Below are 12842 nucleotides of genomic sequence, written 5' to 3' on the forward strand. Positions count from 1 at the left end.
GAGAACGCGATGAACCTGAAGAACATCGACACCTTCTACCAATATGTGATTCGAGGTTCGATCCTGCTGCTGGCCGTGGTCATCGACCGCATGAAACAACGCTGACTCCAGGCCATGTGAGGACTGAATGTGGGGGGCGCTTGCCCCCGATAGCGGTGTATCAGAGCAAAAATTGCAGCCTGACACTCCGTAATCGGGGGCAAGCCCCCTCCCACAGTAAGGCGGTTCGATGTGGTTGCTGGCAGCGGTGATTGAGTCCATGAAACAAAGCTGAGCCCTGGTCATGTGAAATCAAAAGGTGGGAGGGGGCTTGCCCCCGATAGCGGTGTATCAGAAGCAAAAATTGCAGCCTGACACTCCGTAATCGGGGGCAAGCCCCCTCCCACAGTACTGCGGTTCGATGCTGGTGCGGCAGCGGTGATCGAGCACATGAAACAAAGCTGAGCCCTGGTCATGTGAAATCAAAAGGTGGGAGGGGGCTTGCCCCCGATAGCGGTGTATCAGAAGCAAAAATGCAGACTGACACTCCGTAATCGGGGGCAAGCCCCCTGCCACGGTAAGGCGGTTTTAATCAGCGCTGAACTTGAAGACGGTGTTCTGGGTATACGTCTGCCCCGGATTCAGACGGGTCGAGGCAAACTTGGGCTGGTTAGGTGCGTCCGGAAAGTGCTGAGTCTCCAGGGTAAACCCACTCCAGTGCAGGTAGGTCTTGCCGGCCTTGCCCTTCACCGAACCGTCGAGGAAGTTGCTGGTGTAGAACTGCACGCCCGGTTCGCTGGTGTACAGCTGCAGGCGTCGGCCGGATTCGGGGTCGTGTACCTCGGCGGCCAGTTGTTTAACGTCACCCTTGTTGTCCAACGCCCAGTTGAAGTCAAAGCCGCCTTGTTTCGGCTCGGCGAATTTGAGTTGCGGATGGTCTTCCTTGATGTGCTCACCGATAGGTGTCGGTTTCAGGAAATCCATCGGCGTGCCTTTGACCGGTGCCAGTTCACCGGTAGGAATCAACGTGGCGTTCACCGGGGTGTAGTGGCTGGCGTGCAAGGTCGCGACCTGCTTGAGAATGTCGCCATTGCCCGCGCCGGCGAGGTTGAAGTAGCTGTGGTTGGTGAGGTTGAGCACCGTCGGTTTGTCGGTGCTGGCCTTGTAGTCGATGTGCAGTTCGTTCTTGTCGTTGAGGCGGTAAGTGACCTCGGTGGTCAGGTTACCGGGGAAGCCCATCTCACCGTCCTTGGACAAGTAGCTGAGCTTCACACCGACCGAGTCCTTGTCCTTGACCGATTCGGCTTTCCACACCTGCTTATCGAAACCCTGGGCGCCGCCATGCAGCGAGTTGGGGCCGTCGTTGAGGGGCACTTGGTAGCGCTTGCCGTCCAGTTCGAAAGCACCGCCGGCCAGGCGATTGCCGAAGCGTCCGATGGTGGCGCCGAAAAACGCGGTACCGCTCTGATAGCCTTGCACGTCGTCGAAGCCCAGCACCACGTCATCGACCTTGCCATGCTTGTCCGGCACTTTGAGCGATTGCAGCACGCCACCGTAGGTAATCACCGTGGCTTGCATACCGTGGTTGTTGCGCAGGATGTACTGTTCGACCGGCGTGCCGTCGTTGGTTTTACCGAAAGGTTTGTGCTCGCTGGACAAGCCGGTCGCCTGAGCGCCGCCACTGGCAATCAGCATCGACAGCGCCAGGCCGGAGAGCAGGTATCGAGGGTGCTTCATGATCGAACTTCCTTTTGTTGTTTTGAGTGGAATAGTTCTACTAATAGCGATATTTTGTCGTTGTGACAGCGAATTTATAGCCTTTAACCATCGTTTCGTAAAATAAAATAAGACTAATTAAGCGAGGCATCACTGTATGAGTACTGAGCACGCCGTTTACCCCGACCTCAAGGGCAAGACTGTACTGGTGTCTGGAGGTGCCTCGGGGATCGGCGAATTCATGGTGCGTGCGTTTGCCGCACAGGGCGCCAGGGTAGGTTTTGTGGACCGCGCGCAAAGCCAGGGCGAACGCCTGGCGGCGCTGTTGAGTTCACGCGGGCATGCGGTGGAGTTCGTCTGCTGTGACATTACCGACGAGATCGCCTACAAGGCCGCCATCGGTCGCTTTGAACAGTCCCTCGGCCCGATCACTGTGTTGGTCAACAACGCCGCCAACGATGTGCGCCATACCCTGGAAGAAGTCGACTCGGACACCTTCGACCGACTCATCGCGGTCAACCTCAAGCACGCGTTTTTCGCGGCCAAGGCCGTGGTGCCGATGATGAAAAGCGCAGGCGGCGGCTCGATCATCAACCTGGGTTCGGTGGGTTGGATGATGGCCTCCGCCGGTTACCCGGTATACGCCGCCAGCAAGGCCGCCGCCCACGGTATGACCCGCGCCCTGGCCCGCGAACTGGGCCCGAACCGCATCCGCGTCAACACGTTGGTGCCGGGCTGGGTGATGACCGAAAAGCAACTGGCCATGTGGGTCGATGACGCCGCCAAGGACCTGATCGCGCGCAGCCAGTGCCTGCCCGGCAGCGTACTGCCCGAACACATCGCCAATATGGCGTTGTTCCTGGCCTCCGACGCGTCGGCGATGTGTTCGGCGCAGAACTTTATTGTCGATGGCGGCTGGGTCTGAGCCGAACACCTTCAGTTCAGGCAGCCCAGATTAATGTGGGAGGGGGCAAGCCCCCTCTCACATTTGAACTGCGGCGCTTAGGCGATCGGGTAACGCTTGAACGCCGGATGCTGCTCCAAGCGCTCGGCATGCCGTTGCAGATGGGGAAACGCATCCGCCTTGACCACCGAGGCCACAGTGAACTGACTGAACGACCAGGCGACGGCGGCTGTGATCGACGCCTGGGTCAGCGCTTCGCTGTCGCCCAACTGTTTGTCCAGCAACCCATAGGCCGCGAGCAACTGCCCGCTGACGCGTTCAAGCCACGGCGCGTGCAGTTTCTCGGCCGGGCGCAAGTTGTGCTCATAAACGATCTGCACGCTTTTCTCACAAGCTGCCAGGGCCAAGCCAAGGATGTGCAGGTCGCGGGCAAGTGCGCCAGGCTTCTGGGGCAACAGCTTCCTGTCGGCAGGGGCCAGGGTTTCGAGGTATTCCAGGATCAGGCTGGAGTCCATCAACACCGTGCCATCGTCCAGCACCAGGGTCGGCGCCTTGGCCACCGGGTTGATCTGCGCGAATTCATCGAAGGTGCGGAACACGGACAAGGGCTCGTGCACAAAATCCACCCCATATAACTCCAGGGAAATAGCCACGCGGCGCACGTAGGGCGAGTCCAGCATGCCGATCAGTTTCATGAAGCCTCCATTGCTGTCAGGGTGAGGGATTCAGAGATTAAGGTTCCTCGGTCGCGCCGCGCAATGGCTGATCGGCCTCTATCCACCGCTCAACAGCTCGACGGGTCGGGCCTTTATGCCGGGCTTCTGAATCCCTGGCGGCTGGCGCCCGGCGGTTGCCCGGTGATGCGTTTGTAGGCGCGGCTGAAAGCGGCCTGTGAGGTGTAGCCGAGGCGGTACGCCACTTCCTCGATGGGCAGGCGCTCCAGGGTCAGCCACTGGCTGGCCAGGCGCATGCGCAGCTCGGTCACGTAACGCAGCGGTGGCACCCCCAGGGTGGCCTGGAAACGATCGGCGAACACCGAGCGCGAGGTATGACAGTGCGCCGCCAGTTCGGCCACGCTCCAGTCGCGGCCCGGTTGCTGGTGCAGGGCGAGCAGGGCGCCCGCCAGGCGGTTGTCGCGCAAGGCGGCCGCCAGGCCCGACGCGTTGGCGCAAGCGCATTCGACCCAGCCGCGCACGATCATCGCCGCCACCACATCGGCCAGACGCGCCAGGATGCCGGCATACCCGACGCGCGCGCTGGAGACTTCGCGTTCCATCACCGCCAGGATCGGCATCAGGCCGGGGTAACGCTGGCCTCCCGCGTCGATCAGCATCAAGGCCGGCATCAGGTTGCCCAGGCCCTGGATACTGTCGAGTTCGAACTCCATGCAGGCGCTGAACAGCAGGGTATTGGCAGGCTCGTCGGGCGAGGCATTCACGGCACACACGGTATCGCCCAGCGGCGCGGCGTCGAAGCTGGCGATGTCCTGCACGGGGTCAGCCGGTTTGGATAACAGCGCATGCGCGCCACCGTGGGCGATAAACACCGCGTTTCCCGCCGACAGCTCAAAGAGGCTGCCGTCTTCCATTCGCAAGGTCGCGCAGCCGGCAGCCAGGAAATGGAAATACGCATGGCCCGGCTTGGCCGCAAAGCCGATGCCGAACACCGGCCCGGCCTGGATGCGCCGGTACTGCACGCCGCGCAGGCGCATGCTGCGCAGCAGTTCGTTGATCAGTTCAGAAGACAGCGTGAACGCAGTGTCGGTTGGCATGCTCGGGGTTTCAGTCAAAAACTCAAGGGTTTGAATCATAGATCATCCAGGTAGTGAAACCTAGACTGGCCGTCACGCTAATACCTGAGGATGGTTTGTGATGAATGATTGTGTGTGCCATGCCCCTGCCCATGACAGGGTCGAGCCGACCACCCCGGCCTGGATGGCGGTGTTTTCCCTGGCGATGGGCGTGTTCGGCCTGCTCACGGCCGAATACCTGCCGGCCAGCCTGCTGACACCGATGGCCCTGGACCTGGGCGTATCGGAAGCGCTGGCCGGCCAAGCCGTCACGGTCACGGCGGTGGTGGCCTTGTTCGCCGGGTTGCTGGTGCCCGGCCTGACGCGCGGCATCGACCGGCGCCTGGTGCTGTTGGGGTTCTCCACGCTGATGATTGCGTCCAACCTGCTGGTGGCGTTCTCGTCCAGCCTCGTGGTGCTGTTGTTGATGCGCATCCTGCTGGGCATTGCCCTTGGCGGTTTCTGGAGCATGGCGGCGGCCGTTGCCATGCGCCTGGTGCCGGCGGCGTCGCTGCCACGGGCGCTGTCGATTATCTTCAGCGGCATTGCAGTGGGTACCGTCGTCGCGGTGCCGCTGGGCAGCTACCTCGGCGGCCTGTATGGCTGGCGCAGCGCCTTCGTGGCTGCGGCCGCCGTCGGCGTGGTGACCCTGGCGTTCCAGCTGTTCACGCTGCCGCGCCTGGCACCCAGCGGCACCGCGCGGCTGCGCACCGTGCTGGACGTACTGCTGCGCCCCGGCATTGCCATTGGCATGTTCGGCTGCGTGCTGGTGCACACCGGGCACTTCGCGCTGTTTACCTACATTCGTCCGTTTCTGGAAAGCACCACCGGGGTCGGTACTGAAGGCCTGGCCCTGATGCTGCTGGGGTTCGGCGCGGCGAATTTTGTCGGCACGCTGTTGGCCGGCTGGTGGCTGGTGCGCAACCCGCGCGGCACGTTGGTGTTGATGCCGGCATTGGTGGGGGCGGCGGCGTTGGCCCTGGTGTTGCTGCCCGCGTCGCTGCCGGGCCAGGCATTGCTCCTGGCGTTGTGGGGCATGGCGTTTGGCGGCGTGCCGGTGGCGTGGTCGAACTGGGTGGCTCGTGCAGTGCCGGATCAGGCGGAAAGTGCCGGTGGCATGGTGGTGGCGTCGGTGCAATCGGCCATCGCGGCGGGTGCGGCCGGCGGGGGCGCGATGTTCAGTGCCACGGGCATCGACGGAGTGTTCCTGGGCGCAGGGTGCCTGATGCTGCTGGCGGCACTGTTGATCGCGCTGCGTGTGCAGGTGCCTCGGCATACGTCGGCAGGGAGTGTGACGCACGCCCGGTCTTTGGTTTAGTCTGAAGCGCTCAGCTGTTCGCAAACGCCTCTGGAGTAGTAAGCATGACCGATTACGTACCCCCTAAAGTCTGGACCTGGGACACCGAAAGCGGCGGCACCTTCGCCAGCATCAACCGGCCGATTGCCGGCCCCACACACGACAAGGCGCTGCCGGTTGGCAAGCATCCGTTGCAGCTGTACTCCCTGGCCACGCCCAATGGGCAGAAGGTCACGATCCTGCTCGAAGAACTGCTGGCCCTGGGGCACACCGGTGCGGAATACGATGCCTGGTTGATCAAGATCGGCGACGGCGACCAGTTCGGCAGTGGCTTTGTCGACGTCAACCCGAACTCGAAAATCCCGGCCCTGATGGACCACAGCGGCGCCACGCCGATTCGGGTGTTCGAGTCCGGCGCGATCCTGCAGTACCTGGCCGAGAAATTCGGCGCGTTCTTCCCCACCGAACCGGCGGCCCGCGCAGAGTGTTTGTCATGGTTGTTCTGGCAGATGGGCAGCGCGCCGTACCTGGGCGGTGGTTTCGGGCATTTCTATGCGTATGCGCCAAGCAAGATGGAATACCCGATCAATCGCTTTGCCATGGAGACCAAACGCCAGCTGGATGTGCTGGATAAGCGCCTGGCCGTGAGCGAGTACATTGCCGGGGACGAATACACCATCGCCGACATCGCCATCTGGCCCTGGTACGGTGGGTTGGTCAAAGGCCGCTTGTATGGGGCGGCCGAGTTTCTGGCGGTGCACGAGTACCCGCACGTACAGCGCTGGGCCGAGGCGATTGAAGCACGCCCGGCAGTGCAGCGTGGGCGGCGGGTGAACCGGGTCTCGGGCGAGCCCCATGAGCAGTTGGCTGAGCGGCATGACGCAAGTGATCTGGATTGAACCGCCGATGATCGTTCCCACGCTCTGCGTGGAAACGCCTCCTGGGACGCTCTGCGTCCCGCCGGCCGCTGCAAGTCTTGGCGGCTGCGCACAGGTGACGCAGAGCGTCACGGGCTGCATTCCCACGCGGGAGCGTGGGAACGATCTTTGATAGCGGTGGATCAGTCACAGATGTATCAACTGACCCACCCTTATCGGGGGCAAGCCTCCTCCAACATTGTCTAACCGTGCTTCAGGCAGTTGATAGAGCGATCCACCGTGGTCTTGATCGTTCCCACGCTCTGCGTGGAAACGCCTCCTGGGACGCTCTGCGTCCCGCCGGCCGCTGCAAGTCTTGACGGCTGCGCACAGGTGACGCAGAGCGTCACGGGCTGCATTCCCACGCGGGAGCGTGGGAACGATCTTTGATAGCGGTGGATCAGTCACAGATGTATCAACTGACCCACCCTCATCGGGGGCAAGCCTCCTCCCACAGGAGATTTATGCAGGTTTTAGAACGAGTTATATCAACTCAGCAGCCCGGTGCTGACCGCCACGATCAGGAACACCCCCAGCAGCGCGCGGTAGATCACGAAGGGCCAGGTGGAGAAGCGCTCCAGGAATTTCATCAGGCCCCAGATGGCAAAGAACGCCGAGACGCTGGCTACCACCAGGCCAAACAGCAGATGTGACCAGGCGTGGGCGGGCAGGTCGGCGTGCAACAACACCCACAGCTCCTTCAAACCGGCAAGGGCGATGGCGGGTAACCCCAGCAGGAAGGAAAAGCGTGCGGCTTCTTTGATCGTTCCCACGCTCTGCGTGGAAACGCCTCCTGGGACGCTCTGCGTCCCGCCGGCCGCTGCAAGTCTTGGCGGCTGCGCACAGGTGACGCGGAGCGTCACGGGCTGCATTCCCACGCGGGAGCGTGGGAACGATCTTTGAACGTCCTGCAATTAAAAGGGACCGGCCTTGCTGGCCCTTTACAAAGCATGACAAAACGCCACCCACCCAACAATGGAACGCGGTCAATGTGGGAACAGGAGATTTATGCAGGTTTTAGAACGAGTTATATCAACTCAGCAGCCCGGTGCTGACCGCCACGATCAGGAACACCCCCAGCAGCGCGCGGTAGATCACGAAGGGCCAGGTGGAGAACCGCTCCAGGAATTTCATCAGGCCCCAGATGGCAAAGAACGCCGAGACGCTGGCTACCACCAGGCCAAACAGCAGATGTGGCCAGGCGTGGGCGGGCAGGTCGGCGTGCAACAACACCCACAGCTCCTTCAAGCCGGCAAGGGCAATGGCGGGTAACCCCAGCAGGAAGGAAAAGCGTGCGGCTTCTTCGCGTTTAAAGTTGAGGAACAGCGCGGCGGTCAAGGTAGAACCGGAACGTGATACGCCTGGAATCAAAGCGCCAATCTGTGCGACGCCCACGATCAACGCATCACGCAGGCGCATCTGGCTGACCTCGCGGGTATGCCGCGCACGCAACTCGGCTACCGCCAGCAACACCGCCATGACGACGCAGGAAATACCAATCACCGTCAACCCGCGCAATGGTGAGTTGCAGGTATTCAGTGTCGACGACAAGGCCAGCCCGGCAATCCCTATCGGGATGGTCGCCAATACAATCGCCACGGCCAGCTTGAACCATTGATCGTTATAGTCACCCCGGCGCACCGCATCGATGCTGCCCGTGGTCACCTGGCGCACATCGCGCCAGAAATAACTCACCACCGCTGCCAGCGCCGCCAGCTGCATGGCTGCCGAAAATGCCGAGCCGGGGTCCTGCCAGCCGAGCAGGGCGGGTATTACGCGCATATGGGCGGTGGAGGAGACCGGCAACAGTTCAGTAATGCCCTGGATCACGCCCAGGATGAAGATCTGCAGGTAATCCAGGGAGGCGAAGCCCACATCCAGGCCGGCGGTACAGACGTTGCTCAAAGTGCGTGTCCTTGAAAAAGTGGCGAACCGGCGAAGTTTATTCGAAATGTTTCAAGAATTCGGCCGAGGCCATGGCTAACTGCAATCCGTTCAGCCAGTAGAAAGGTTCGCCGCGCTCTTGGCCGCTGCCGGTGTTTTGTGAACAATGGCGCCCTGTTTTTTCTGATCGAGCGCCCCATGCCTGAAACCACCGTGGAATTGATCCAGACCGGCCCCGAAGAAGCCGAGCTGATCCGCAATCTCTACCAGTACTACGCCTATGAGTCTTCGGACTGGGAGCAGGAAGACGTCGAGGCCGACGGCCGCTTCTACATCCACGACGAACACCTGGCCCGCTACTGGCAAGACCCGCAATGGAGCGCCAACCTGCTGCTGGTCGACGGCTATATCGCCGGCTTCCTGCTGATCGAAGGGTGTGAGTTACCGGGCATCGAGGCCCTGGAACTGGCCGACCTGTTTATCCTCAAGCGCTACCGCCGCAAAGGCATCGGGCGCGCCATTGCCACCCAGGTGCTGTGCAGCGGCGAGGCGGATTGGCTGGTGCGGTTTTATGATCAGGACGAAGTGTCCCAGGCGTTCTGGCGCGTGGTGCTGGATAACCTGCCGCGTCCGGTGCAAGCCCTGGAGCTGGCGGATGATCCGCAGTTGATGAGTTACCGGGTTACGCGGGCGGTGCTGCATTAAACGTTTGTTGCATCACCTGCGGCGGCTGTCCGAACGCCCTTAGAAATGCCTGGCGCATGCGCTCGCGATCACCGAAGCCGGTCTCGCGCGCCACCACTTCCACCGGGTGCCGGCTGGTTTCCATCATTGCCCGGGCGGCTTCCACCCGCAGAGCTTCGATGGCCTTGGCCGGGGTTTGCCCGGTTTCCTCGCGGAACACCCGACTGAACTGACGCGGGCTCAACCGTGCAACCTCGGCCAACGCCTCCACGGACAGGTCGTGGGTCAGGTTCTCGCGGGCGTAGGCCAGGGCCAGTTGCACGCGGTCGGATTTGGGGTCCAGTTCCAGCAGCGCCGACAACTGCGACTGCTCGCTGCCACGGCGCTGGGCGATCACCAGCTTGCGTGCGATGCGCCGGGCGAGGTCGACGCCCAGATCGTTCTCCACCATGGCCAGGGCCATGTCGACGCCGGCGCTCATGCCGGCGCCGGTCCAGACCTGGCCGTCCACTACAAACAGTTTGTCGTCTTCCAGGCGGATGTCCGGGTAGCGTTTGCGAAAGGCCGGCGCGTGAATCCAGTGCGTGGTGGTGCGCTTGCCCGCCAGCAGGCCGGCCTCGGCCAGCACGAAGATGCCCATGCACAGCGAGGCCACGCGCCGCGATTGCGCGGACGCGGCCTTGACCATGTCCAGCAGATTGGCCTCCGGCAGACGGAATTCCAGATAACCGCTGACGATCAGCGTGTCGTAGCCCTGTGCCCGAATCGGCGAGGTATTTACCGAAAACCCCTGGGAGGTCATCACCGCGCCGCCGCTTTCCGATACCAGATGAAATTCATAGGCCGGCTCGCCGCGCAGCAGGTTCGCGCACTCGAACACCGAGCCCAGGCTGAGGCTCAGGGACTGGAAGTTCGGGTAAACCATCAGCGCAACGCTGTGCATCGTTATTTCTCCAAGGGGCGCGGGAGGTGGGATTGTCGGCGTGTGCCGGGTAAACGGCAACTGGCGCAGCGCTATGTCCGAAATCCTTGCGGATCTGACATTGTGAGCCGCCGGCCCGCCTCCTACCATGGCTCCACGCACTAGACGACTGGTCTAATCGCAAGGAGCCAAGCATGCACAACCCAAGTAAAAGCGCGCGCCGCACGATTCTGGAGACCGCGCAAGCGATCGTCGGCCGTAAGGGTTTTTCCGCGGTTGGGCTCAATGAAATCCTGCAGAGCGCCGACGTGCCCAAAGGCTCGTTCTACCACTACTTCGGCTCCAAGGACGCGTTCGGCGTGGTGTTGCTCGACACCTACTTCGACCACTACGTGCACGGCATGCAGCAGTTATTCGACCAGCCGGGGCTTAGCCAGCACGCCAAATTGATGCGCTATTGGCAAGCCTGGATCGACAACCAGACCGGCTGCACCGATGCGGGCAAATGCCTTGCGGTCAAACTCGGCGCCGAGGTGTCAGACCTGTCAGAGCCGATGCGCCTGGCGTTGCAACGTGGCACGTCACGCACCATCGCGTTGCTGGCGGTGGCGCTGCAACGCGGGATTGACGACGGCTCCCTGAGTTTCACACAGCCCCCGCAGCACCTGGCCCAGCGTCTTTATGCGCTGTGGTTGGGCAGCAGCGTCATGAGCAAGATCACCCGTACACCGGCGCCGTTCGACGAGGCGCTCTGGCTGACCCAACAGCTGTTGGGCGGCCCCGAACACACCGATAACCACACCGATCGAGGCACTGGAAAATGAAAGTATTAATGGTACTGACCTCCCACGACCAGCTCGGCGATACCGGGCGCAAGACCGGCTTCTGGCTCGAAGAGTTTGCTGCGCCGTATTACGTGTTCAAGGACGCCGGCGCCGAGCTGGTGCTGGCATCCCCAGCCGGTGGCCAGCCGCCGCTGGACCCGGTCAGCGATGCGCCGGATGCACAAACCGAGCAGACCCGCCGCTTCGCCGCCGACCCCGCCGCCCAACAGGCGCTGGCCAACACGGTCAAGCTGGACTCGGTCAATGCCGCCGACTTCGACACGGTGTTCTACCCAGGCGGCCACGGCCCGCTGTGGGACCTGGCGGAGTCGCCGACCTCCATCGCGCTGATCGAGGCCTTCGAGCGCGCCGGCAAGCCCATCGGGTTCGTCTGCCATGCGCCGGGTGCGTTGCGCCACGTCAAGGCAGTCAATGGCGAGCCGCTGGTCAAGGGGCGTCGCGTCACCGGTTTCTCCAACTCCGAAGAAGCTGCCGTGGGCTTGACCGAGGTGGTGCCGTTCCTGATTGAAGATGATTTCAAGAAGCTCGGCGGCCGCTACGAGAAGGGGGCCGACTGGTCATCCTTCGTGCTTGAAGACGGCCTGTTGATCACCGGCCAGAACCCGGCCAGCTCCGCCGATGTGGCCAAGGCCCTGCTGAAACTCACCGCTTAAGTTAACCCCCCTCACGCTGTATTCATTGGCGACTCCAACGAGTCGCCAATGTTTGTGTTCGCCTTGAATTTGGAATATCGCAATGACTGACAGTCTCTTGAACACCCCGGTAAAGCTCGGGCATCACACGTTGAACAACCGCGTCGTGCTGCCGCCCCTGACCCGCCAGCGCAGCGCGCAACCCGGCGACATTCCCACCGCGCTGATGGCCGAATATTACCGCCAGCGTGCCGGCGCCGGATTCATGGTCAGCGAAGGCACCCAGATCGAACCACGCGGCCAGGGCTATGCGTGGACGCCGGGTATCTACTCACCGGCCCAGATCGATGGTTGGCGCAAGGTGACCGATGCGGTGCATGCCGACGGCGGGGTGATCTTCGCCCAACTGTGGCATGTAGGGCGTGTGTCCCATAACGCCTTGCAGCCGGACGGTGCGGCTCCGGTGGCCCCGTCCGCGCTGCCGGCCTTGCAGGCCAAAGCCTTTATCGAAACCGCGCCGGGCGTCGGCGAGCTGAAGCAACCGCCGGTGCCGCGCGCCTTGAGCGTGCTGGAAATCGAAGCGTTGGTCGGCCAGTACGCCCAGGCTGCGCGCAACGCGCTGGATGCCGGTTTTGATGGGGTGGAGATCCACTCGGCCAACGGTTACCTGGTCAACCAGTTCATCTCGGCCCATTCCAACACCCGTGACGACGAATACGGCGGTTCGCTGCACAACCGCCTGCGCTTCCTGCGCGAGATCGTCGAAGCAGTGTGCAAAGTCGTCGGCCCGCAACGCCTGGGCGTGCGTTTTTCGCCACTGTTCAGCGGCACCGATCAAGACCGTGTGTACATCGGCCTGGTGGAAGAGGATCCGCATCACACCTACATCGAAGCGATCAAGGTGCTGGAAGAGTCGGGGATTGCCTACGTGTCCATCGCCGAAGCCGACTGGGACAACGCGCCGGACCTGCCTGACACGTTTCGTGAGGCGGTGCGCAGCACCTTCAGCGGCCGCATCATCTACGCCGGGCGCTACACCGCCGAACGCGGCGAGCGCCTGGTGCAGGCGGGGCTGGCGGATTTGATTGCGTTCGGGCGGCCATTCATTGCCAACCCGGACCTGCCCCAGCGCCTGTTCAATGGCTGGCCGTTGAACCCGCTGCGGGAAGAGGGGATGTACGGTGGCGGTGAGGCGGGCTATATCGACTATCCCACCTATTGCGAATAATCACGCAATCAATGTGGGAGGGGGCAAGCCCCCTCCCACATTGAT

12 protein-coding genes and 2 pseudogenes are annotated in these 12842 nt (G+C 62.4%); 8 read left to right on the top strand and 6 right to left on the bottom strand.

The window, feature by feature from the left end:
- Positions 1 to 105: pseudogene (locus tag G7025_RS04750) on the top strand (L-arabinose ABC transporter permease AraH); the annotation flags it as partial.
- A 462-nt stretch (positions 106 to 567) separates the two neighbouring features.
- Here G7025_RS04750 and G7025_RS04755 read toward each other — a convergent pair.
- Positions 568 to 1716, bottom strand: coding sequence for an aldose epimerase family protein (locus G7025_RS04755; RefSeq protein ID WP_181076971.1), 1149 nt, complete (start codon positions 1714 to 1716; stop codon positions 568 to 570).
- A gap of 136 nt (positions 1717 to 1852) precedes the next feature.
- On the opposite strand from G7025_RS04755, the gene G7025_RS04760 reads away from it, so the two are divergent.
- Entirely contained in the window at positions 1853 to 2620 is a 768-nt protein-coding gene (locus tag G7025_RS04760) for an SDR family NAD(P)-dependent oxidoreductase (protein ID WP_181076972.1), read from the top strand.
- Between the two features lie 77 nt (positions 2621 to 2697).
- On the opposite strand, the gene G7025_RS04765 is transcribed toward G7025_RS04760, so the two are convergent.
- Together G7025_RS04765 and G7025_RS04770 are read right to left on the bottom strand one after the other, a co-directional pair.
- Entirely contained in the window at positions 2698 to 3294 is a 597-nt protein-coding gene (locus tag G7025_RS04765) for a glutathione S-transferase family protein (RefSeq protein ID WP_181076974.1), read from the bottom strand.
- A 113-nt stretch (positions 3295 to 3407) separates the two neighbouring features.
- Positions 3408 to 4370: an AraC family transcriptional regulator gene (locus G7025_RS04770; protein WP_181076976.1), complete on the bottom strand. Its 963-nt coding sequence runs from the start codon at positions 4368 to 4370 to the stop codon at positions 3408 to 3410.
- Between the two features lie 100 nt (positions 4371 to 4470).
- Here G7025_RS04770 and G7025_RS04775 point away from each other — a divergent pair, with 100 nt between their 5' ends.
- Both G7025_RS04775 and yghU read left to right on the top strand, forming a co-directional pair.
- Positions 4471 to 5706, top strand: coding sequence for an MFS transporter (locus G7025_RS04775; protein WP_181076977.1), 1236 nt, complete (start codon positions 4471 to 4473; stop codon positions 5704 to 5706).
- Positions 5707 to 5750: 44 nt separating this feature from the next.
- Positions 5751 to 6584 carry a glutathione-dependent disulfide-bond oxidoreductase gene (yghU, locus tag G7025_RS04780; RefSeq protein ID WP_181076979.1) on the top strand — a complete coding sequence of 278 codons (834 nt, stop codon included), beginning with the start codon at positions 5751 to 5753 and terminating at the stop codon, positions 6582 to 6584.
- Positions 6585 to 7090: 506 nt separating this feature from the next.
- Here the strand turns inward: yghU and G7025_RS04785 are convergent.
- Together G7025_RS04785 and G7025_RS04790 are read right to left on the bottom strand one after the other, a co-directional pair.
- Positions 7091 to 7363, bottom strand: a pseudogene (locus tag G7025_RS04785) (undecaprenyl-diphosphate phosphatase); the annotation flags it as partial.
- A 271-nt stretch (positions 7364 to 7634) separates the two neighbouring features.
- A complete protein-coding gene (locus tag G7025_RS04790) occupies positions 7635 to 8507 on the bottom strand; it encodes an undecaprenyl-diphosphate phosphatase (protein ID WP_181076981.1) in 873 nt (290 codons plus the stop codon).
- Positions 8508 to 8684: 177 nt separating this feature from the next.
- On the opposite strand from G7025_RS04790, the gene G7025_RS04795 reads away from it, so the two are divergent.
- Positions 8685 to 9191 (top strand): GNAT family N-acetyltransferase, encoded by a 507-nt coding sequence (locus G7025_RS04795; protein WP_181076982.1) that lies wholly within the window; start codon positions 8685 to 8687, stop codon positions 9189 to 9191.
- On the opposite strand, the gene G7025_RS04800 is transcribed toward G7025_RS04795, so the two are convergent.
- Entirely contained in the window at positions 9169 to 10113 is a 945-nt protein-coding gene (locus G7025_RS04800; protein ID WP_181076984.1) for a GlxA family transcriptional regulator, read from the bottom strand. The genes G7025_RS04795 and G7025_RS04800 overlap by 23 nt on opposite strands.
- 173 nt (positions 10114 to 10286) lie before the next feature.
- Between G7025_RS04800 and G7025_RS04805 the strand changes: the two genes are divergently transcribed.
- The 3 genes from G7025_RS04805 to G7025_RS04815 all read left to right on the top strand — a co-directional run bounded on the left by G7025_RS04805 (position 10287) and on the right by G7025_RS04815 (position 12797).
- Positions 10287 to 10916 carry a TetR/AcrR family transcriptional regulator gene (locus G7025_RS04805; protein WP_181076986.1) on the top strand — a complete coding sequence of 210 codons (630 nt, stop codon included), beginning with the start codon at positions 10287 to 10289 and terminating at the stop codon, positions 10914 to 10916.
- Complete coding sequence (locus G7025_RS04810) at positions 10913 to 11590, top strand: type 1 glutamine amidotransferase domain-containing protein (protein WP_181076988.1); 678 nt, start codon at positions 10913 to 10915, stop codon at positions 11588 to 11590. The genes G7025_RS04805 and G7025_RS04810 overlap by 4 nt, the downstream gene beginning before the upstream one ends.
- Before the next feature lie 82 nt (positions 11591 to 11672).
- Positions 11673 to 12797, top strand: a complete 1125-nt coding sequence (locus tag G7025_RS04815) for an alkene reductase (RefSeq protein WP_181076990.1) — start codon at positions 11673 to 11675, stop codon at positions 12795 to 12797.
- Positions 12798 to 12842 lie beyond the last annotated feature (45 nt).

Origin of the sequence: Pseudomonas lurida (assembly GCF_013522705.1) — a bacterium.
In the GTDB taxonomy this organism is placed as follows: Bacteria; Pseudomonadota; Gammaproteobacteria; order Pseudomonadales; family Pseudomonadaceae; genus Aquipseudomonas; species Aquipseudomonas quebecensis.